Raw genomic sequence first — 22,224 nt, forward strand, 5'->3', positions numbered from 1 at the left:
CGGAGGGACAAGGACGAGCGCCGAGTGGTGATTGTTTAAACGCGTCCTGTCATCCCCGTATGTCCTTCAGGACATGCGGGGACCTCCTTCCAGCCGGCGGAGGATGCCTCGCTAAGCTACACGGGGATTGAGAGCCAAGAGGGGTTGCGTCATTACGGGCTCTACGACACGGTGGTGGCGCGGGAGTAATGGGCCAGCGAGGCGTGCACCAAAGAGAACATCAACCTGTGGATCGCGTTCGACCCGAAACACCTTTCCCAAATCGCCATGTCCGAAACGATCACAAAATCCGATATCGTCCGTGCCGTCTCGGAACTGCCGGAAGATGCCACGCTTGACGACGCCTTCGAACGCTTGTTCGTGCTCCACAAGATCGAGCGAGGCCTTAAGGAGGGGCGGCTGGGCCAGACGATGACGCAAGAAGAAATCGAAGCCCACTTCCGCCAGCGTCGTGGCTCTAAGACGCGGTAACGGAATGTCTACTTTACGATGGTCGACACAGGCCCGCAAGGATCTCGAAGTGCTGTCCGACCAGTATCGCGACGCCTCTCCTTCCTTTGCCGAGCGCTTTGAAGAGCAGATGCTTGAGTCTACGCGGAGGCTTCAGGCATTTCCTCGGTCGGGTCGTATGATTCCCGAGGCGGAAGATGAGGAACTCCGAGAGGTAATCTACAGAGAGTACCGGATAATGTACCACTTCGATGAAACGGCGCAAGAGGTATTGATCCTTACTATCCTACACTCATCGCGTCAGTTCGGCGGGTTTGAGTAGCGATACCTTCAAACTGGGGACAAAGGGGCCTTGAGATCCATGCGTCGCTTCCTTGTCGAGGCAGGAATATCGCCAGATGAATAACCCTATGTTGAACTACAAAGGATACGCAGGCCACGTCGAATTCGACGACGAGGCCGGACTGTTTCACGGAGAAGTGCTCGACCTCAAGGATGTCGTGACCTTCCAGGGCACGTCCGTTGAGGATCTACAGCGCGCCTTCCGCGAATCGATCGACGACTACCTGGCGTATTGCTCGGAACGAGGGGAAGAGCCTGACAGACCGTTTTCAGGGCGATTGATGGTGCGGCTGTCGCCCGAACTCCATCGCGACGTTTATGTGCAAGCACAGCGGGAAGGGAAGAGCCTGAATCAGTGGATCGCTGAAAAACTGGCGACGGCCAGCTGACGCCCCTCAAATCCCCATATCAAACCCCGACTTCCGCTCCTTCCCCTCGGCCTCGTCGATCAACGCCTGCGCGGTTTCCCTGCCGAGGTAAAGGTCCATCACCCAGTGAATCGCGTAGATGACCGGCGTGATCAGGATGGCGATGATGAACTTGTAGCTGTAGTTAAACAGCGTGATCGCCAGGATTTCCTGAAACGACAGCAGGCCGGCGAAGGCCACGGTCAGGACGATAAACGTATCGAGGAACTGTGAGCCGAACGTGGACCCCGTGGCGCGGAGCCAGAGGTGCCGGCCTTCGGTGGCCCGCCGCAGATAGTGAAAGATGGTGATATCAGCCAGCTGCCCGATGAAATACGCGATCAGGCTGCCGAAGATGATGCGGCCCGTGGCGCCGAAGACCATGTCAAACGCTTCGGCGGTGACAGGCGAATTCGGCGCCGTAGGGACCCCCATGGCGATCTGAAGCAGCACAAACTCAAACCCGATCATCACCATCCCGAGGAGCGACACGAACGCGATGCCGCGCCGGCCGAAGTACTCGTTCATCAGGTCCGTCACGATAAACGTGATCGGAAACGCGATGACGCCGGCCGTCATCACCACCGTCGTGAACTGCTGGCCAAGGATGCGTATGGTGAAAGGCAGGTCGAACGCCGTAAAGAACTTGCTGGCCGTGGCTTCCGCCACCACCAGCGCGGTGATAAACACCGCCGCGCAGACCACATAGAGTTTCTGCGCACGGCTCAAGACGTAAGCTTCCTGCATCATACCACGGAGGAGATTGAAATAACCGGCTTAATCTGCAACCGGGAGGCGCGAATAGCAAGCCCTGACGGGAAATTGGCGACCGATCACGCCTGCTGAGCCGGGGAAGCGCTTTTGAGCATGAAGCCAAAGGTCGAACCCCTGTCCGGTTTGCTTTCGACCATCATCTGGGTGTCGTGGGCGACGAGGATATGCTTGACGATCGCGAGGCCCAGGCCGGTGCCGCCCTGGAGGCGCGACCGGCTTTTGTCGACCCGGTAAAACCGTTCGGTCAGCCGCGGCAGATGATGCGGCGCGATGCCGATGCCGTTGTCGACGATGGAGATCTTGACGAACCCGGAAGGCAGCGGCCGGCAGACCAGCTCCACCAGCCCATTTGGATTGCTGTATTTGATCGCATTGTCCACCAGGTTGATCAGCACCTGCCGGATGCGCTCGCGGTCTCCGCGCACCCGCGGAAGCGCATCGGAGATCCGCGTATGGAGCGACACCGATTTCGCCTTCGCGATGTCCTCCAGGCCCTCGACCACCTCGCTCACGACGTCCGACAGCGAAAAGTCGCTCATCACCATCTGTAACTCGCCAGTTTCGATCCGCGAGATTTCGGACAGGTCGTTCGTGAGATTACGCAGCCGCAGGGCATTGTTCAAGATCTTCTTGACGAAGGCGGCATTCACGCGGGGGTCTTCCAGCGCTCCGGCGATCAACGTTTCCGCGAAGCCCTGGATGGCGAAGATGGGCGTTTTTAATTCGTGGGACACATCCCCCAGAAACTCGCGACGGTAGTTCTCGACCTGCTTCATCCCCTGGATTTCTTTCTCGAGCACCCGACCGGCCCGATAGACCTGCCAGATCAGCCCATTGAGTTCATCCCCCCGCGGCAGGTGGGCGGCTTCGAGATTCTCGAAACGGTGGTTACGGACCTGTTTCAGGGTGGTCCGTGCCAGCTGGATGCGATGCGCGAGCAGGCGATAGGAGGCACCGTAGGCCGCCGCGAGCATGAAGAGCGGCAGGCCGGCCAGCAGCCAGAAGGGAAACGGGGCCAGGAGGAAGTGGATACCCAACAACGCGGCAAGCAACGCGGTGGCAACAAGAAGTGCGATTTTCAGGGATAACCGACTGAACTGGAGCGGCGCCCGCGGCACTTCGCTTCCAGCAACATCCACCTCAGGCTTTGAATTTGTAACCAATCCCCTTTACCGTTTCGATCGTGTCGTTGCCCAGTTTTTCGCGGATTTTACGAATGTGTACATCAACGGTTCGGTCGACCACGAATACATCGTGGCCCCACACCTTGTCGAGCACGTCCTGGCGCGAGAACACCTTGCCCGGATGCGAGGCCAGGAAATAGAGCAACTCGAACTCCTTACGCGGCAGCCGGTGCTCGATGGGCTCTTTCCCCGTTTTCTGGACCACGAGGTAGCGGTCCCGGTCGATCTCGATGTCCTGAAGCACCAGGATCGCCGGCAGGGTCTCTCCCCGATTCGCCGTGCGCATCAGCGCCTTGATCTGGCTGATGAGCACCGGGATGGAAACAGGCTTGGGCAGATAGATGTCCGCCCCGATTTCGAGGCTCTGGACTTGCGCCGACTCCTCTGTTCGAGCCGTGAGCATGAGAATGGGCGTGTCGCGGAGGACCGCGTCGCTCCGAAGGCGCCGGCAGACCTCGATGCCATCCAGCCCGGGCATCATGATGTCCAGAACGATCAGATCCGGCTCCTCCTTCCTGGCCACTTCGATGCCATCTACCCCGTTGTTGGCGAGCAGTACTTCAAACCCCTCCTTTTCGAGGTTGTACTGCAGGAGATCGAGCAAGTCCTCTTCGTCGTCCACGACAAGTACGCGGCGACGGGCGGCTTCAGATGGTGTCCGCGGTGGCATAAGTAATAGAGATTGGCTTCGGCGAACGCAGCGCCGGGAATACGAACCAGAGCGTTTTTTCGCCTGCATAATAAGGCCGCGGCGATGAAGCTTCCGGTAAGGCCATGTTATCCAATCATTAAAAAACGGCCTTTCAGCTAAAGAATCCACCCCAAAATCCGATCCCTTCAAGAGAGCAATGTGCTCTCGAAGCCCCCGCCTAACCAGAAACGACACTCGCGATGAAGAATTACGAGCGCTGGTTCAAGCGCAACGCGATCGCGGAGCAGAAAGAGAACGAAGGCAAGTTCGACGATGCGATTCGCATCTACGAAAACAATGTAGAGGAAGACGCGGACTCGCTTTTTCCGTACGAACGGCTGGCCATTCTGTACAAGCGTAAAAGCGATCGTACCAACGAGAAACGTATCCTGCAGAAAGGGTTGCAGCTGATGCGCGAGCGGGCGGCGCAAGGAAGAATCGATACGAATCAGGAGGTGATGATGCGCGAATTCAATGCGCGCCTCGAGAAGATCACCGGTCAGAAGCTGAAGAGAAACCGAGTCTGAAACCCCGCCCGGGCAAGCCCCGCCGGCCGGCGCATACAGTATGCGCCAAAAGCCCATATCCAAGAAGCACATATCGGTATGCCGTTTGCCGGCGGCATCGATATACTCTGTGTACAAAGAGACACACAAAGCGTGAGATCCAGACGTCGACCCACGACGGCCTGTACACGTCCCTGCACTCGCTCAAGGGATCTGTCGTCACCTCGCACATCGCGCTTTCTGCACCGTATTTCTCTACACAGTATTTCTCAGCCTACGCCCCCCACGCTGCGAGACGATGGCGATCGCCTCGAGCCAGGGGATTCGTATGAGTCTGCATTCCGGACTGGATAACGGCCACATCATCGACGGTCATCGCATCGAATCCGTGCTGGAACAGGATGTGCTCGGCACCCTGTATCTGGCCACGGATCTGGGTGTTCAACGACCGGTTGCACTGCGCGTCGTCAATCCGATGCTCACGCAGGATCCCATTTTCGTGCAGCAGTTTCAGCTCGAGACGAGCCGACTCGCGCAGCTCAGCCACCCGAACATCGTCACCATCTACGATATCCGGGACACCAACCAGGCCACCTACATCTCCATGGAATACGTGGAGAGTGTACCGATGTCGGCCTATCTGGATCAGGTTCAGGGGCCGCGTTGGCGCCTCGGCGTGCCGCTCCTACAACAGGCCATGGAGGCCCTCGACTACGCGCACGGCCTGGGTATCTTCCACGAGTCCCTCAAACCCGAGCGGATCCGCGTGACGGCCGAGGGGCGCGTCAAGATCATGGACTTCGGCGTAGCCCGGATGCTGAAGAAGGTGAGCCTGTTGCCGCTCTCTTACAACGACTCGGACATCCGCGGCTACCCGGCGCCCGAACACCTCGGCTCACCTGGACAGGTGGATGAGCGCTCCGATGTATACAGCCTGGGCCTCATTCTCTACGAAATGCTGACCGGCTCGCTGCCGTTCGACAAGACGGCGCCGGATTTCGTGGTGCGCAACACGCTGAACGACGCACTCATCCAGAACCCGGCGCGCCTGAACCCGAATGTGCCCCGCCGGCTCGCCCAGATCACGATGAAGGCGCTGCGCAAACATCCAAACGACCGGTATCAATCGGTGCGTGCGATGTTGCAGGACATTCAGCTAGCGGAGCCGAGCAACCGCCAGCCTGTCCGCGCCCCGCGGCGCAGCCGGTGGCGCGGCGAGTTCCGTCGCATGCTCAACCCGGTGACCGCGGCGTACGCGCTAGCAGCGGTGTTATTCGCCTCCGGCAGTCTCTACGCGTTTAAGCCCCAGAGCGACGACCCGTTTCAAGTGCTGAGCCTCGAAGGGCCCAAGGTTGCGCGGGCGGAGACGCCTCGTGTGTTGCCGCCGGCGGCGCCAGCGGCCGATTCGCCGCCATCGACCCCGCCACCCGCGAGCGCCTCGGCAACGACGCCTGATTTCGTGGCGCCCAACCCAAACCCGCCGGCCACGGTCGCCTTCAATCCTTCGACCGTCGTCAGCACCCCGACGCCGCCCGTTATCCAGCCGCCCAACACTACGACGCCTACGTTGCCGGCCCCCGGCCAGCCGGCCCCCGGGGAAACAGCCGTCGATCATCCGCCCCCGCCAGCACCAGCGGCCGAGCGGCCCGCATCCCAACCTACACCTCCGGCTGCTACGCCGGCGCCGGCAAAACCCGCGGCCCCACGGCCGCGGATGGGGTGGCTGGCGATCACCTCGTCGCCGTCCGGCGCGGTGGTCGTGATCAATGGGAAGTTATCCGGGAAGACGCCGACGAACGGAGCGGCTCTGCCCCCCGGCACGGCCAGCGTCGCCATAACCCTGGCGGGCTATGACGCCATCACGACCGAGGTGGATGTGACCGCCGGCCGAACGGTCGCGATGACCCACACCCTGAAACCCCGCGATGGCACCATCAAGCTGCATATCGTGCCGCGGGGCGACATCTTCCTGGACGACTCGCTAGTGGTGAGCCGCGCGGAAGGGCTGCACACCCTGATGGCCTCGCCTGAAACGCACCAGTTGTCCATTCGACATCCCGCGTTTGGCGTCTGGGAGCGCGCCGTCGTCCCCCGGTATGACCACGTCCAGTTTTTTGTCGTGGATTTCACGCAGGCGGCGGCGGTAGACGTAACCTCGTTCGATGAAAACAGTGTCTTTGTGCCGGCAGAGATCTGGGTGGATGGTCGGCCGACGGGGCAATTCACGCCGATGACCGTGCAGGCGCCGATCGGTGTGCGCTCCCTCGAAGTGCGCGCCGAGGGGTACCAGACGTCCGAGCCGGTGCGAGTGAACATCGAGGCCGGCAGCCAGCAACTCATCGAGTTCCGCGTGCAGCGGGCCGACACGGTGACAGTTCGTTAGCGTGGATCGTCAGGCCAGGATGTCCTGCACGATATGGCCGTGTACATCCGTAAGCCGGATGTCGCGGCCGCCGAAACGGTAGGTGAGCCGTTCGTGGTCAAGGCCGAGAAGGTGGAGCATCGTGGCGTGCAAGTCGTGGATGGTTGTCGGCTTGTCTACCACCCGATAGCCGTACTCGTCCGTTTCCCCGTAGATCGTGCCGCCCCGGATGCCGGCGCCGGCGAGCCAGATGCTGAAGGCCGACGGGTTGTGATCGCGCCCATCCGAGCCCTGTGCGAAGGGCGTGCGGCCAAACTCGCCGGCCCACACCACGAGCGTCTGATCGAGTAGTCCGCGCGCCTTGAGGTCGTTGAGCAGGCCGGCAATGGGTTGGTCGACGGCATGGGCGTTCCTTTCGTGGCCGTCAATCAGGCCGGCGTGCTGGTCCCACCGGTCGGCCGCGACGCGCGGGCACGTGAGTTCGATGAAGCGCACGCCGCGTTCGACCAGCCGGCGCGCGAGGAGGCACTGCATCCCGTAGCTGCGTGTGTGGGGGTCGTCCGAGTAGAGCCCGTACAGCCGGCGCGTGGCGGCCGACTCCGCCGAGAGGTCGGTCAACTCTGGCACCGACGCCTGCATCCGGAACGCGAGTTCGTAGTTGGCGATGGACGATTCGATCTGATCCGCCGGCCCGATCTTCCCCAGCAGCCCCTCGTCCATTTGCTCCATTAGCGCCCGTTTGTTGGATTGGAGCCGGGGGTCTCCTTCCAGGGGGAGTACATTGGCGAGGGGGGTATCGCCGGCGCGAAACACCGAGCCCTGGTAGGCGGCCGGCAGGAACCCACTATTGAAGTTGTCGAGCCCGCCAGGCGGCACCAACCCGCCATCGATCACCACATACCCCGGCAGGTCCTGATTTTCGCTTCCCAGCCCATACGTGACCCAGGCGCCCATGCTGGGCCGGCCCTGGATACCGATGCCGGTGTGCAAGAAATAGTTCGCGTTGGTGTGCTCGGGAAATTGCGACACCATCGACCGGACGAGCGCGAGGTCGTCCGCGCAAGTGGCCATGTAGGGAAAGAGGTCACTGACCGGCATCCCACACTCCCCGTAATTCCGAAAAGCCCAGGGGCTTTTCAGGATCGTACCGATATCGTCAAACTGGGTATTATCCACCTTGAACTTCGCGTACGGGTTCTGGCCGTGCTCGCGATCGAGGCGGGGCTTCGGGTCGAACGAATCGACCTGCGAGACCCCGCCGTCCATGTACAGGAAGATGACGCTCCGGGCGCGGGGGATGAAGTTGGCGCGGCGTGGGGCCATCGGCATGCCGGCGAGGGCCGTGGCTTCCCCGCTGACGACGCGGCACCCGAAGGCGGCGCTGCCCAGGAGGCTCATGAGGGCGACCGAACCGAATCCGTTGCGGCACATCGCGAGCATCTCGCGGCGGGACATGGCGTGGCAGGGGCGATGAGGATTCATAGCGGTTCGAGGCCTCAGACGAGGTGGATAAATTCCTTCAGGTTAAACAGCGTATGGGCGAAATCACGCCAGACACGCGTGTCGTTCGCGGCAGACGCCGGCTCCAAGCCGTACAGCGTCGCCTGCTCGTCCAGGAAAGCGAGGGCCGCGTCTACCTCGCCGGCCGTCGCTTCGCGAGACAGCGCACTGGTGTACATCAGGCGGATGCGGCTCGGGGCATCGAGTTCCTTGAGGGCGACGATGCGGCGGCCCCAGACTTCCGCCTGCTGCGCCACGAATGGGTCGTTGAGCAGCGCCAGGGACTGAGCCGGCACGTTCGAGGTGTTGCGGCTCCCAAACGTTGAAAACGGGATCGGCATGTCGAACACCAGCATAAAAGGCGACAGGAAGTTGCGGCGTAAGGAGAGGTAGATGCTACGCCGGCCGTCCCCGTCGAGCGGCCCCGAATCGCCGGGCCGGCCCCGGCCGGTCATGAAGTCGGAGAGATAGACGGGGACCGGCTCGCCGTACATCGTTGGGTCGAGCCGACCGGAAACGGACAGCATGGCATCTCGGATGGCCTCGGCCTCGAGCCGGCGGACGGGGTAGCTGTGCCACAGCCGGTTCTGGGGATCCTGTTCTATGGCCTCATCCACGGGGGCTGTCGACCGCTGGAACGCCTCGGAGTTCACCAGGAGGCGAACCATCGCCTTGACCGACCACCCCTCTTCGACGAAACGAACGGCCAGATAATCCAGCAGCTCACGGTGCTCTGGACGCGCGCCCTGGAGCCCGAAGTTATCCACGGTTTCAACGAGCCCTTTCCCGAACACGTGGTGCCAGATCCGGTTCACCATCACCCGGGCGGTGAGCGGGTTGGCAGGGTCGATGACGGCGCTGGCGAACGAGCGCCGGCCGCTGCCGGCTTCCTCGAAGGGCGCGTCGCCCCGTTGCAGCGCGTGCATGAACCGCCGCGGGACGGTTTCCTCCGAGGGCGTAACCACATTGCCGCGCACAAAGACCGGCTGGTCGACGCCGATATCGTCCAGCATGGTCATGGCCAGGACCGGCGCCGGCAGCTTTGCCTCCCGCTCAGCGCGGAGCGCGCGGTCCGCAGCGACCGCGGCGACGTCGGCGGAGATGAGGCCGGCGTCCAGAGCATCGTTGAGCAGCGAAACGGCTTCATACGATGCCTCACCGGCCATCCAGCCCCGCACCGCGCCGGCCAGGGCCCCGGTCAGTTCTTTCCCGGAAAGGGACGCAGCTGGCTCGGTTCGCCTCGGGAGGTCGCCGGAATACATCCAGGCATACTCGACTTCTACGTAGGCGCTATCCTTCAGCACCGGCTTTTGTGATGAGAAATACCCTGGAAAGAGTTCGAGGTAGGCCGGCCGGCCTTTCCAGCGTCCGATGTCGAACGTGTACTCTTGCATCGTCGAGTCGTCCAATGCCTGCTCCAGGCCGCCGTAGATGGGGTACTGGATAAGCTGGAAGTTGTCGATGATGAGCCGTACGCGGGCGTGGCGGCCGGCGGCCTGGACGGTGATGTGGTCCGCGTCGATGGTGAACGTTGGCGACCGGAGCGTCCCAAAAAGGCGGTGGGATCGGGCAGCGCTGGAGACGCGGGGGAGTTGGAGCGCCGTCAGCCTGTCTCCATCGAAGACAGGTACGCCCGAAACGGTTGAGGGACGGAACGCGAGGCCGTCGGCCCTCCAGCCATCGAGGTCGGTCCCGGTCCGAAAGTCGGCCAGGACCGTCACACCCGTGTCGGCCGGCGCGAGGGGGCGTTCGGGGCGCAGGGTGGCGGGCGGTTCGTCGAGCGCTTCCAGTTCCGCCAGCCACTGCCGGCCGAGCGCCGCGCGGAGGTCCTGGTCAGATTGGTCGAGCGCCTCGGCCTGGCGGACGAGGTTCGGCGTGACGCGCACATCTCGAAGCGCCCACCGGGTACTTTTGACGATCCCGTACAGGCTGTAGTAGTCCGTGGTGGGGATCGGGTCGAACTTATGGTCGTGGCACCGGGCACAGGCTACTGTCAGACCCATAAAAGCCTTGCCCGTGACATCGATGACGTTGTCGATGCGGCCGGCCTCGTCGATCTGGAGATCTACCGGGCTGTGGGTCCCTTCGCCGAGGGCATAAAACAGTGTGCCGATGACCGACTCGTCATACCCTTCTTCCACATTCTGGCGGGGTTCCTCGAGCAGGTCGCCGGCGAGGTGTTCCATCACGAAGCGGTCGTAGGGCAGATCCTGGTTGAAGGCGCGGATCAGGTAATCGCGGTACGTCCAGGCGCCGACGACCGGATAGTCGAACTCATGGCCTTTGGTGTCGGCGTAGCGGACGACATCCATCCAGTGCCTGGCCCAGCGTTCGCCGAAATGCGGTGAGGCGAGGAGGCGGTCGACGAGGTGTTCGTAGGCATCGGGCGAGGAATCGGCCAGAAACGCCTCCAGGCCTTCGGGTGAAGGAGGGAGACCCGTGAGGACAAACGAAAGGCGGCGGAGGAGGCTGGTTTTAGAGGCGTTAGGAGCGGGCGGGATGCCGGCGTCGATGAGGCGCGCCTCGATGAAGCGATCGACCGGGTTCTCCGGCGTCACGAGCCGGCGCACGCGGGGCGGCTCGGGTTTCTCGGGCGGCACGAGGGCCCAGTGGGGGCGGTACTCGGCCCCCTGCTCGATCCACCGCTCGAGGAGAGCAATGTCCTGCGGGTCCAGGACTTTCTTCACCTCGGGCGGCGGCATGCGCTCCTCGGGATCGTCCGACCTGAGTCGCCGAAGGAGCTCACTCGCCTCGGGGTCGCCCGGGACGACGGCCGCGGCTCCGCTTTCGAGGGCCACGAGGGCCGAGTCGCGGAGGTCGAGCCGGAGGCCTGCTTCGCGGGTGCTGACATCCGGCCCATGGCAAACGTAGCAGTTATCGGACAGGATGGGCTGGATGTGCGCGTCGAAATCCACCACATCGGGAAGCGCGTCCCGGCCGGACGGTGAGCAGGCCGCCAGGCCAAACAGGGCGAGCAGGCCGGCGGCGGACAGGGGTGAAAAACGAGGACTACGCATGCCGTTCGAGCTTGGAGTGCATCGGTGTACGGGCAGTGTAGCAAAACGAAGGCTCAAAAAAAAGCGTAATCGAGGCCACCGATCGGCCGGCGTCGTTACGGCGACGCCGGCCGGCCGCGCAGGCGCGTTACAGCGCGCTCATTGCCTTGAGCTGATCCCGCGATTGCTCCACCTGGATCAGGAAGACATCCTCTCCGGCCTGGACGCCCTCGATACCCACGGACGAGAGCCCTCCTTTTTTGCCGGTACATGCTTCACAGTAATACCGTTTCGCCAGATACGCATCCACCCCTTCCACACCGCGCGCCGCCGCGGCGGCTACTTTCTCGGGGGCCCAGGTCGCCGAGAGCGTCTTCAGTGCGTGGATCAGCAGTCCCCCTTCCGGCGTGCGGTGCTCTACCAGAAACTCGGTGTAATACGCGATCGCCTCCAGCGCCTCCGGACTCCGATCCTCCGTGGCGAACAACGTCTCGAGCATCCGGACACTGGCCATCTGCTCGCGCAGGTACGGCGGGGCCTCCATATCTGAATCGATGTAGGCCTTCATGGCGACATGTGCGGCCTGCCAATCGCTTGCGTCGCCGATGATCTGATAAATCGCCACCGTGGCTTTTAATCCCGATTCAGCCAGAGCCTGGCGCTCCTCGTCCGGCATCTGGTCCTCGCCAAAAACCCATGGGGTGCTGTAATGCCCGGTGCGTCCCAGGATTTCCATATCCACCGCCTGGGCAGGCGCATCAACCGGGACCGTCGCGTGCTCACAGGCAGCGGCCACCAGGCACAACGCGACCAGCGGCATGTTGAATAGTTTTTTCATAGAGATGTCGTTCGTATTGGGTTAACCAAGCCAGTTAGAAAACGAGTGCAACCTGTCACTTAAGCGCCGCAAATGCCCGGTATGGAATTCCCTCCCATGGCACCATTACCGACAAATTGGTCGTCACAAGCGGCTGTCCAATAGGTCTTGTTGTCGGCGACGGAATACGTGGCGACAATCCTACAGTCGCCGTCGTCGTTAGAGCAGTAATTCGGCGCGAGGGATGCAACAACGAACCATCCGGTTACAAAGCTCAACCAGTTCATAGCGGTACAGGGTCTAGAGTGAAAGAGAGACCCGCAACGCTGCCCGGACCGGGAGGGTAATGGCCGGCATGAGAGGCGGAAACCGCCGGCCATCGTCCGCATAACCTGTACAAGGTTACGCTAACGATACAAAACCAGACCCGGGTAGGGCAAGTGGGCGTCGCGTGATCTTGGCCTTTTCCCTTCTAGACAGTTTTTGGGAGGCCGGCATACCCTCGACGCCGGAGAATCTTGAGATAAAGTCGTAACGAACACGTAACGAAGGAATAGACCTCCCGCCACTCCGGTCTAAACGCTGCCTTTCGACGCTGCCTTATGCGGCGCACTCATCGGACTAAACCTCATCCCCATGCGACGCTTCTTAACCCTCTCGTTACTCCTCCTGTCGCTCGTTGCGCGAGAGGACGCTCATGCGCAATCGTCCTCCCCCCCTATCGATCCCTCGCCCCCCGCGAGCGCCCTCCATGCGCTGCGGATGATCCGCGCCGAGCTCTCCGCGATGCCGGGAGCCACCGAAGCCGGCACGCCGGGTAGCGGCGCCGTCGACGGAAGTGATGCCTCCGGCGCCGGCTCGGGTGTCATCGCGGGCTTCGTGCATGGCGCCACTGCCCCGGATTCCGCATGGGTGTTGGTGGTGGCCGCGCGGCTACTCGAAAACCCGACGGCCTGGCAGATCGCCACGGTCCAGGCGGATGGCGCTTACCGTGCCACCAACCTGGAGGAAGGTACCTACTACGTCATGGCCGGCAGCGCCGGCCATCAGCCGCAATTCTACCGCGAGGCCTACGACCTCGCCAGCGCGGCCCCCCTCTTTATCTCCCCCGACCTGGTGATGGAAGGCATCGACTTCTTTCTTCAGCCCCTCGAAATCGGCTCGGGCGTCCTGTCCGGCGTCGTATTCGCCGGCGACGGCGCCGCCCGGCTGGCGCAAGCGCAGGTGGTGGCCTACCCGATCGACCAGCCCTATCGCCAGGAAATGACCGCGACCGATGCCGACGGCAACTACCGATTTGAGCAGCTTTTTGCCGGCCGCTACGTCGTCGAGGCCTGGGCCGATGGGTATTTCCGCCAGTATTACGATGGCGTAGAATCGTTCGAGCAGGCCACACCCGTCGTGGTGGCGGATGGCGCGGCGGCTACGAGCATTGACTTCACGCTCCAGCGCAGCGGTTCGATCTCCGGACGGGTGGTCACCCCCGCCGGCGAGCCCATCGCCGGCGCCTCGATCTTCGTCCAGCGCGCCTTTACGCCCAACCCGGACTCGGCCTATGTGGACCCCATCGTGTCCGCCGAAACCAATGAATCGGGCGAATACACGGTTTCGAGCCTCAGCCCGGGCTCGTATTACGTGCTCGCCCAGGCCTATGGCCAGTGGTTCGCCGTGTTTGCGTGGTACGACGGAGCGACACGCTTTGAAGACGCCACGCCCGTCGCGGTCGACTACGGCGCGGATACGCCGGGCATCGACTTCGTGCTGGACCCCGTGGGCCAGACGGGCCGCATCGCAGGCCGTGTGACCACCGCCGACGGCGAGCCGGCCACCCAGGCCTATCTGCGTCTCGAACCCTACGACGACATCCCGATCTACCTCTCCGCCTATGCCCGCGTCGACACCGACGGGTCCTATGTGTTCGAGAATGTGCCCGTGGGCCGGTATCGGGTGGCGCTGGACTTCTGGAACGATGTGTTCTACACCTCGATCTGGTACGATGGCGTCTACCTGCGTGAAGAGGCCACCCCGGTCGAGGTGATCGAGGACGAGACGACGGCGGGGATTGACTTCACCCTGCCCCGCGCGGACGGCGTCATCTCCGGCCGTATCCTCGATACGGACGGCAATCCGATCGCCGGCGCCTCCGTCTTTGCCTCGCCGGGCTCCTACATCTACCCGATGGACATCGGCTTCGGGGTCGGCTACGGGATGACGGATGCCGACGGCGCGTACACCATCACGGGCTTGATCGATGGCGAGTACTTTGTCTGGACCTCCACCTGTTTCTTCTGGCAGTGCGTGGAGCGGTGGTGGCCCGACGCGGCATCGCCGGCCGAGGCCGATCCGGTCGTCCTCCAGGACGGCGTATCGAATCCGCTCGCGGTCGATCTCACCCTCCCCCTCACGCAGGGCACGGCTTCGCTGGGCGGAACAGTCCAGGACAGCAACGGCCAGCCGCTGGCCGGCGCTATGGTGACAATCGCCTGGAACAGCGCATGGACCGACCCTGCAGAACCCGGCGGCTCCAACCCGGGCCCAGACGGCACCACCCGTCCGGGCGACCCCGGCATTCCGGACTCGACGATCTGGTACGCCGAACACGTTGCATATACAGATTCTCTGGGCGCCTACCTCTTCCCGCATCTCCCCACCGGCACCTTCACCCTCAGCGCGAGCTACTGGGAGGATGGCGGGTATGGCATCCAGTGGTACGACGGTGTGGACACGCCACAGGAGGCGACCCCCATCGAACTCAACGACGGCGACGCGCTGACGGGGATCGACTTCACGTTGGAAATCCTCCCGACAAGCGGGACACTGGCCGGCACCGTCGTCTTTAATGACGGCACGGCCGCGGGCGGGGCCTATATCGAAGCCTCTCCGTATTACTGGGACTATGCGGCATGGGCGATCAACCCGGTTTCGTATTACACCCTCGCGAGCGACAACGGCGCGTTCGAACTGACCGGCCTGCCCAACGGCACCTACTTTATCAACGTCTTTGCGCAGGGCGGTCGCCTACTGGAAAGCGTCATCCCCGGCGAACTGAGCCGATTGGTCGTGGAGATCAAGGGTGGGGCGACAGCCGTCATCGAGGTCGAGCTGCTGCGTGTGGACGAAGGGGATGGCAGGATAACCGGACGCGTCGCCAGTGAGGACAGCGTCGGGCTCAGCTTCGCGATTGTGCAGGCCATGGTGGATGACGATCCGAAGCGCGTCTACACCGCGCTCGCCGGCGCCGACGGACGCTACGAACTGACCGGGCTACCGGATGGCGACTTCATCGTCTGGAGCTTCGCGCCCTACCATGCGCTGGAGTACTACGACGACACGTACGAGCCCTCCGACGCCACGCGGCTGGACATCCGGAACGGCGCGGCGATTTCCGGGATCGACTTCGACCTTTCCCCGATCTACTACCGCGGGGTCCAGGAGGACGGGGCGCCGGTCGCCGGCACCGCCAGCTATCTGTTCGGGCGCGTGTCCGACATGGACGGCGGCGCCATCTCCGGAGCAACGGTGTATGCGATGAACGAGGCCGGCGAGGTCCTGAGCTCGGTGCGGACCCATCCAGACGGGATGTATGAGATCGCCGGCATCGCCCCCGGCGTCGGCGTCCGCCTCATGGCGACCTATCCCGGCTACGTCAGCCGCTTCCATGACGGCGCGACGTCCCTCGACGCCGCGGCCGACCTGAGCCTGGCCGCCGGTCGCTACGAGATCAACTTCGCGCTCATCGCCGGCACCAGCGTAGGTACGGAGCCGGACCCCGAGCTCCCGTCCGGCGTCGCCCTGCGCGGCAACTACCCGAACCCGTTTAACCCCGAAACACAGATCGCCTTCACGCTGGCCGAACCGATGGCGGTCTCGGTGACGATCTTCGACGCGCTGGGGCGCCGCGTCACCGAGCTCTATAGCGGCGCGCTGCCCGCCGGCGAGCAACAGCTCCGCTGGGATGCTACCGGCGCCGCCGGCGAGTCCATGCCCAGCGGCCTGTACTTCTACCGCGTCTCCGCCGAAGGCGTATCGAAGACCGGGAAGATGACGCTGCTGCGGTAACCGACCTCCTGCAAGCAGGGTAAGCAGGCCGGGTGATGTGTTCATGCACGTCGCCCGGCTCGCTTTTTTTGGCACCATCGGCCGGAATTGGCAGGGACCACGGCAGGACCCGGGGAACACGGGTGGACTCGATACATCCTGTCTCCATGCATTTCATCAACCATCAAACCGATCTTTTGGCGTTGATGGCGGGAGGATAGACTTCCTGCCTAATTATCTGTAAGATACGGGCTCATTCCACCTCCCTTCTGGACCCCAACCGCGTTTCCCTTCCACCCGGAGCGCCACCGAGACCTGTATGGACGTTTTAAGCACCGTGGACTGGGTGATCATTGCCGTGTACTTCGTCGCGGTGTTTGCGGTAGCTTTTGGCGTGGGCCGGCGCGAGAAAACCAGTGAGCAGACTTCTGCGGGCTATTTCCTCGCCGGACGAAACGCCGGCTGGTTCGTCATCGGCGCCTCGCTCTTCGCGTCCAACATCGGCGCCGAGCACATCATCGGGCTGGCGGGCACGGGCGCGGCGAGCGGGGTGGCGGTCGGCCAGTTCGAGATCCTCGCCTCGCTCATCCTACTGTTGCTGGGCTGGGTGTTTGTCCCCTTCTACCTCAAGAGCGGCGTCTTCACGATGCCCGAGTTTCTGGAGCGCCGGTACGACAAGTGGTCGCGCGGGTATCTCGCCGGCATCTCCATCGTGGGGTACATCCTGACCAAAATCTCCATCACCATCGCCGCCGGCGGCATCGTGTTCGAGGCGTTGATGGGGATCGACATGTGGACGGGCGCGCTATTCATCACCCTCGCCACCGGCATTTACACCGTCTTCGGCGGCTTGCGGGCCGTGTTGTATACGGACATGCTGCAGATGTTCGTCCTGATCGGGGGAGCGCTCGCCGTGACATTTATCGGGCTTAATGAAATAGGGGGATGGGATAACATGTACGCCGCGGCCGGCACCGGCTTTTTCAGCGTCTGGAAGCCGATGTCCGACCCCGAGTTTCCGTGGACAGGCATCGTCTTCGGCGCCCCGATCCTCGGCGTCTGGTACTGGTGTACGGACCAGTTCATCGTGCAGCGCGTCCTCTCGGCGAAGAACATCGACCACGCCCGGCGCGGCACCATCTTCGCGGGCATGCTCAAGCAGTTGCCGCTATTTATCTTCGTCGTGCCCGGCATCATCGCCTACGTGCTGGCGCAGTCCGGCCAGATCACCCTCGAACGCCCGGACGCCGCCCTGCCGACCCTGATCGGCGCGCTGTTGCCGGCCGGCCTGCGGGGGCTGGTCATCGCCGGCCTCCTCGCCGCCCTGATGAGTTCCCTTTCGTCGGTCTTTAACTCGTGCTCGACGCTCATCGCGTGGGACATCTATAAAAAATGGAAGCCCGACACCTCGGACCGCACGCTTGTGCGCGTCGGTCAGCTGGCTACGGTGCTCATGGTGATCCTGGGCATGGCCTGGATCCCCTTCATGGGGAAGATTTCGGGGCAGATCTTCGTCTACCTCCAGAGCGTGCAGGGCTACATCGCGCCCCCGATCGCCGCCGTGTTCCTCGTGGGCATCGCCTGGAAGCGGGTGAACGCGCGCGGTGCACTGGCCTCACTGCTAACGGGTTTCGTGCTCGGCATGGGCCGGCTCGTGGCCGAGTTATCGAAAGACCGGCTAGACGGCTTCCTGTTCACCTTTGCCGACATCAACTTCCTCCACTTCGCCGCCTATCTGTTTGTGGTGTGCGTCGCGGTGCTGGTCATCGTCAGCCTGCTGACCGACCCGCCCCCGGCCGCGAATGTGCACGACCTTACCTTCGCCACCATCGACCACGCCACGCGGCTGCCTTCTAACGATGGCTGGCGGCGACGCGACCTCGGCCTCACCCTGGTGCTCGCCGTGATCGTTATCGGGGTGTGGACCTATTTCACCGGCTAACCCCCCGCGTTATGCTCCTGCGTCCCCTCCTCGCATCGTGCCTCCTGCTGATGCTGGTTGTGTACACCCCCGCCGGCGCCCAAAAAGCCAACTACCTCCGCTACATCGAAGAAGCCGCCGAACAGGGCTGGCGGGACTATCCGGAGGGCGTGGAACGCTGGCGGGCCAATGTGGACCCCAGCGTCCTCTGGGGCTACAACTCCACCGCCCAGCCCATCTACCTCGCCGACATCCTCGGCTTTTTGTACCAACAGACCGGCGACGAAACCTACGCCACCCGCGCGGCGCAGCTGCTCGCCGAATACGGCGACCTCCGGAGCGCGTATCCGGACGACTACTACCGCACCCGCATCGAATACGAAAACGGGGTCCCGTCCCTCGCCAACTTCTTCTTCCTCCCGCCCTACAGCCGCTCCTACCTCCGCATCCGCGATAGCCAGGCGCTCGACGCCGGCATGCGGGCTAAAATCGAGGAAGACCTGGCCTTCAGCCTGGACTTCCAGTTCTCCTTCCCCGAGTGGGGCGCCCACAACCGGGCCATGCTCCGCGCCGAAGGCTGGTACTACGGCTACCTCGCCATGCCAGACCACCCGAACGCCCTCCGCTGGAAGCAGATGGCCGAGAATATCGCCCGCGACAACCTCGCGCAATGGGAAGTCGAAGATGCCTCCTCCTACCACCCCATCTGGCTCGTGTCGATCTTCTCCTACGCCGAGATCAGCGGCAACGAACACCTGTTAAGCGGGCCGATCCTGCATTACTACGCCGAGTACTTCAAGCGCCTCATCACGCCGGCCGGCACCATGCCCGACTTCGGCGACGCCACCTGGGATCCCTCCTGGGATCGCTTCGCGGCCGCCTTCGAATGGCTCGCCGCCCGCTTCGACGACCCCGAACTCAAATGGGCCGCCCGCCAGATCGCCGAACGCGGCATGCGCCACCCCGGCCGCGGCACCAGCGCCGCGTCCCACCTCGCCCTCGCCTACGAGTGGGCCGATGAATCCCTCCCCCTCCAGACGCCTACCTCCGGCAGCCAGGAAGTGCTGGAAGATGTGGTCGGCAAAAAGATCGTCTTCCGCGGCGGGTGGGAGCCTTCCAGTTCCTACCTCCTCCTCAACTACCGCGACGAGGGCGACGGTGGGTTCAACAGCCGGCAATACCTCCGCCAGACGCTGACCGTCGAGGAAGAAAAGATGCACCACGGCCACGCCGACGAAAACGACATCAGCCTGCTGATGGACGGCGGATCGGTCCTCCTCCACGACGGCGGCTACCGCAACGGCCTCCCGAGCGGACCGTATGGCAGCTACCGGTCGGACTACTTCCACAACCGCCTCGTCGTCCGCAAAAACAAACGCGACACCCTCCAGGCCGTGCGCGACTTCATCCGCAACTCCGGCGCCTACCGGCCGGTGCGCACGATGAAGATCGACTTCATCGCCGGCGCCGAAGCCGACATGAGCCGCACCCGCGTCCTCGACGCGACGATGGGGTACGTCTGGGACCGCAGCATCACCTATCTGAAGGAGGATGGCATCTATCTGGTAGTAGACGCGGTAAAAAGTACGGTGGAGGATTACCTGACTCACACGCTCCTCTGGCATACCCGTCAGATCCACGACCGCGGCCCCGGCTGGTACGACACGTCGATCGACTCCATCCAGTCCATCGCGCTCCCGGCCGATCGCCGGCTCCTCATCCAGATGTTGACCCGAAATGCCAAAACGGACGGCTACTACGACGAGGAGCGCCACGGCCAGTGGGAAAAAGCCATCTACCAGAGCCAGTCCAGCCATTACCGCCCTGGCGATGTCGAGGTCTTCGTCACTGCCCTCATCCCGCACGACGCCGGCGCCGACCTCGCGCCCCTGCTCGGCCGCATCTCGCTCCTCCCGCCCGACCCCCGCGGTCAGGGCGTCGGGATCCGGATCGAGCGCGCCGACGGCAGCGTGTCGACGCTCGGGATCAAAGTCGACCTGGACGCCGAGGTAGCCACGCCGAATATCCGGCCCCGGTACACCTGGGAGGCCGGCCGGACGCGCTACGGCGCCTTCGAAACCGACGCCCACTTCTTCCTCGCCACAGAGCGCGCCGGCAGGGTCGATTATGCGGCGTCCGAGTTTTTGAATATCTTCTACAACAACCAACCGGTCCGGGAAGCGCTCCCCAATACCCATGGCCTCCAGCCGGACGGCAGTGAGCCTCGTGTCGGCTATACGAAGTGGCGGTACTGGGAAGACCGGTTCATGCCTCGCCCCTGACCTTTTTCCGCACCCCAATCCCATCGGCCACATGCACTACGCTGGTCTCGTTCTCGTCCTGATGCTCGCCGGCTGCGCGACCGCCGCGCCGCCCCTACCGGAGGAAATGGCCGCCGCCATTCCAGAGGGCGCCAACGCCGTCGAACTCCGCACAGCCCTTTCGGTAGACGACCTCTACGAACAAACCCGGACGATGCTGATAAACAAAGGCTTCACGATGATGAGTGAAGACGATGCGAGCTGGCGGCTCGACACCAATCCGCAAGAAGTGGGGGGTCGGACGGCGCTTCGGCTAACCCTTCGCGCGAGCCCGGTCGGTAACGGCTCGCGGCTGGAAGCCATCGGCTACTGGTCGTCGGACACCCCGGATAGCGGGCTTGACGGGGCGGGTGCCGGCGTGAGTGGCGTCCTCGAAAACTGGAATCGGGCGGAATGGGGCAGCTCCACGAATGGCACGAATGCCTTCGGCCAGATGGCGCTGATACTCGATACCCTGCCGCACGTCGAGACGGTTTACGCGAAACGGTAACCCACTTTCAAAAGGGGTCATGGCAACATCGCCGGCGCTCCGACGTGGGGCCGGTAGGGCCCGCCGTATTCATCGCGCAGTACATCCGTGCGGATGCGGAGGGTTTCGAGCGCCTCGCGATAGGCGGGGTCGAGCGCCAGGTTGCGGGCCTCCAGCGAGTCCGCCGCAAGGTCGTACAGCTCTTCGTACACCGGGTGCTGCTCGAAGTACCGGGCGTATTTGAACCGTTCGGTGCGGACTCCCTCGTGTTTGACGATCTGGGGGTGCTCCATGAGATGCTCCAGGAAGAAATCGGTCCGCCACGCTGGCCGTTCGGCGCGGAGGAAGGGCGCCAGACTTCGGCCCTGCATCGAGGCGGGAGGAGGCACGCCGGCGAGGTCGAGCAATGTGGGGGCGATATCGATGTTCAGCGCCATCGCCGTGGGCCGGCGGCCGGCGGCATCCGGCTGGCGCGGGTCGTAAACGAGGAGGGGGACGCGTAGCGAGAGGTCGTGCGGCAGCCATTTGCCGGCGTAGCCGCGCTCGCCGATGTAGTAGCCGTTGTCGCCCATCAGGATCACCACGGTATCATCCGCCATTTCCAGACGATCGAGCGCCTCCATCACCCGGGCCAGGGCGGCGTCGACGCCGCTGATCATCCGAAAATAGCCCCGCGTCATCTCACGGGCTTTGTCTGGATTATTGAACCGCCAGCGCCAGCGGAACCGGTTCATGAGCGTATCGGCCCGCAGGAATTCCGGCTGGGAGGCGAGAAAGGCAGGGTCGGATAACGCCGGTGGGGGGATCGGCAGGTTCTGGTAGAAGGAGTCCTGTGCGGCCGGCCAGATGTACTGGCGTGGATCGCTGTCTTCCGCGTGTGGCGCATTGAAGCTGAGCGTGAGGGCGAAGGGCGTGCCGGCGGGGTTGGATTCCAGGAACGCGATCGCGCGATCGGCCTCGATATCGGTGAGATGGCGCACCGAGCCGTCCGGCTGCTCCTTGAAATAGGGATTTCGGTCGAGCGGCTCGAAGACCGAGTACATCCGATCGGTGGCGCCGGCGTGGGTAACGACGCCGAATTTGCCGACGTGGCCCGTCCGATAGCCGGCCTCGCGAAGGAGCGCCGGGTAGCTGGCGTCCGTGAAGGAGGAGTCGAGTGGCGGGGTGATAAAGGTAAAGCGATGCGTGCGTTCGACGACGCCGGCCAGCAATGACGCCCGGCTCGCGGCGCAGATGGGCGTGGTCACGAACGCCCGCTCGAAGCGGACGCCCTCCCGCGCAAGCCGGTCCATGGTAGGGGTGTGGAGCTCCGGGTTGACGCTTCCCAGGAAGTCGAATCGATGGTCGTCGGTGATGACGAACAGCAGATTCGGCGGCGGCGGAGCGGCGCAGCGGATCGGGAGGAGGCAGCAGAGGACCAGGAGGAGGCGGGCGGAGGGCATGGGG

General features: G+C 63.4%; 16 protein-coding genes. 9 read left to right on the forward strand and 7 right to left on the reverse strand.

Going from position 1 to position 22,224, the window contains the following annotated elements:
• The first annotated feature begins 267 nt into the window (after positions 1-267).
• The 3 genes from SH809_08530 to SH809_08540 all read left to right on the forward strand — a co-directional run bounded on the left by SH809_08530 (position 268) and on the right by SH809_08540 (position 1,181).
• Positions 268-471: a hypothetical protein gene (locus SH809_08530; GenBank protein MDZ4699734.1), complete on the forward strand. Its 204-nt coding sequence runs from the start codon at positions 268-270 to the stop codon at positions 469-471.
• 4 nt (positions 472-475) lie between these two features.
• A complete protein-coding gene (locus tag SH809_08535) occupies positions 476-772 on the forward strand; it encodes a type II toxin-antitoxin system RelE/ParE family toxin (GenBank protein ID MDZ4699735.1) in 297 nt (98 codons plus the stop codon).
• An 88-nt stretch (positions 773-860) separates the two neighbouring features.
• Positions 861-1,181 carry a type II toxin-antitoxin system HicB family antitoxin gene (locus SH809_08540; GenBank protein MDZ4699736.1) on the forward strand — a complete coding sequence of 107 codons (321 nt, stop codon included), beginning with the start codon at positions 861-863 and terminating at the stop codon, positions 1,179-1,181.
• 6 nt (positions 1,182-1,187) lie between these two features.
• On the opposite strand, the gene SH809_08545 is transcribed toward SH809_08540, so the two are convergent.
• The 3 genes from SH809_08545 to SH809_08555 form a co-directional block, all read right to left on the reverse strand.
• Positions 1,188-1,949: a queuosine precursor transporter gene (locus SH809_08545; GenBank protein ID MDZ4699737.1), complete on the reverse strand. Its 762-nt coding sequence runs from the start codon at positions 1,947-1,949 to the stop codon at positions 1,188-1,190.
• 83 nt (positions 1,950-2,032) lie between these two features.
• Positions 2,033-3,112 carry an ATP-binding protein gene (locus SH809_08550; protein MDZ4699738.1) on the reverse strand — a complete coding sequence of 360 codons (1,080 nt, stop codon included), beginning with the start codon at positions 3,110-3,112 and terminating at the stop codon, positions 2,033-2,035.
• Position 3,113: 1 nt separating this feature from the next.
• Positions 3,114-3,827 carry a response regulator transcription factor gene (locus SH809_08555; GenBank protein MDZ4699739.1) on the reverse strand — a complete coding sequence of 238 codons (714 nt, stop codon included), beginning with the start codon at positions 3,825-3,827 and terminating at the stop codon, positions 3,114-3,116.
• A gap of 221 nt (positions 3,828-4,048) precedes the next feature.
• On the opposite strand from SH809_08555, the gene SH809_08560 reads away from it, so the two are divergent.
• Both SH809_08560 and SH809_08565 read left to right on the forward strand, forming a co-directional pair.
• A complete protein-coding gene (locus tag SH809_08560) occupies positions 4,049-4,375 on the forward strand; it encodes a hypothetical protein (GenBank protein ID MDZ4699740.1) in 327 nt (108 codons plus the stop codon).
• Positions 4,376-4,682: 307 nt separating this feature from the next.
• The gene (locus tag SH809_08565; GenBank protein MDZ4699741.1) at positions 4,683-6,737 is read left to right on the forward strand and encodes a serine/threonine-protein kinase; all 2,055 of its coding nucleotides are present in this window, start codon (positions 4,683-4,685) and stop codon (positions 6,735-6,737) included.
• Between the two features lie 9 nt (positions 6,738-6,746).
• Here SH809_08565 and SH809_08570 read toward each other — a convergent pair whose 3' ends face one another.
• The 3 genes from SH809_08570 to SH809_08580 all read right to left on the reverse strand — a co-directional run bounded on the left by SH809_08570 (position 6,747) and on the right by SH809_08580 (position 12,050).
• Positions 6,747-8,198 carry a DUF1501 domain-containing protein gene (locus SH809_08570; protein ID MDZ4699742.1) on the reverse strand — a complete coding sequence of 484 codons (1,452 nt, stop codon included), beginning with the start codon at positions 8,196-8,198 and terminating at the stop codon, positions 6,747-6,749.
• A 14-nt stretch (positions 8,199-8,212) separates the two neighbouring features.
• A complete protein-coding gene (locus SH809_08575) occupies positions 8,213-11,233 on the reverse strand; it encodes a PSD1 and planctomycete cytochrome C domain-containing protein (GenBank protein MDZ4699743.1) in 3,021 nt (1,006 codons plus the stop codon).
• 127 nt (positions 11,234-11,360) lie between these two features.
• Complete coding sequence (locus SH809_08580) at positions 11,361-12,050, reverse strand: hypothetical protein (GenBank protein ID MDZ4699744.1); 690 nt, start codon at positions 12,048-12,050, stop codon at positions 11,361-11,363.
• A 615-nt stretch (positions 12,051-12,665) separates the two neighbouring features.
• On the opposite strand from SH809_08580, the gene SH809_08585 reads away from it, so the two are divergent.
• From SH809_08585 to SH809_08600, 4 genes are all read left to right on the forward strand, one after another.
• Positions 12,666-16,088 (forward strand): carboxypeptidase regulatory-like domain-containing protein, encoded by a 3,423-nt coding sequence (locus SH809_08585; protein ID MDZ4699745.1) that lies wholly within the window; start codon positions 12,666-12,668, stop codon positions 16,086-16,088.
• A 298-nt stretch (positions 16,089-16,386) separates the two neighbouring features.
• Complete coding sequence (locus SH809_08590) at positions 16,387-18,009, forward strand: sodium:solute symporter (GenBank protein ID MDZ4699746.1); 1,623 nt, start codon at positions 16,387-16,389, stop codon at positions 18,007-18,009.
• Positions 18,010-18,020: 11 nt separating this feature from the next.
• Positions 18,021-20,270: a hypothetical protein gene (locus SH809_08595; protein MDZ4699747.1), complete on the forward strand. Its 2,250-nt coding sequence runs from the start codon at positions 18,021-18,023 to the stop codon at positions 20,268-20,270.
• A 31-nt stretch (positions 20,271-20,301) separates the two neighbouring features.
• On the forward strand, positions 20,302-20,799 hold the full coding sequence (locus SH809_08600; protein MDZ4699748.1) for a hypothetical protein: 498 nt from the start codon (positions 20,302-20,304) through the stop codon (positions 20,797-20,799).
• A 17-nt stretch (positions 20,800-20,816) separates the two neighbouring features.
• On the opposite strand, the gene SH809_08605 is transcribed toward SH809_08600, so the two are convergent.
• A complete protein-coding gene (locus tag SH809_08605) occupies positions 20,817-22,220 on the reverse strand; it encodes a sulfatase (GenBank protein ID MDZ4699749.1) in 1,404 nt (467 codons plus the stop codon).
• Positions 22,221-22,224: the final 4 nt, after the last annotated feature.

This window comes from Rhodothermales bacterium, from assembly GCA_034439735.1.
Classification (GTDB): domain Bacteria; phylum Bacteroidota; class Rhodothermia; order Rhodothermales; family JAHQVL01; genus JAWKNW01.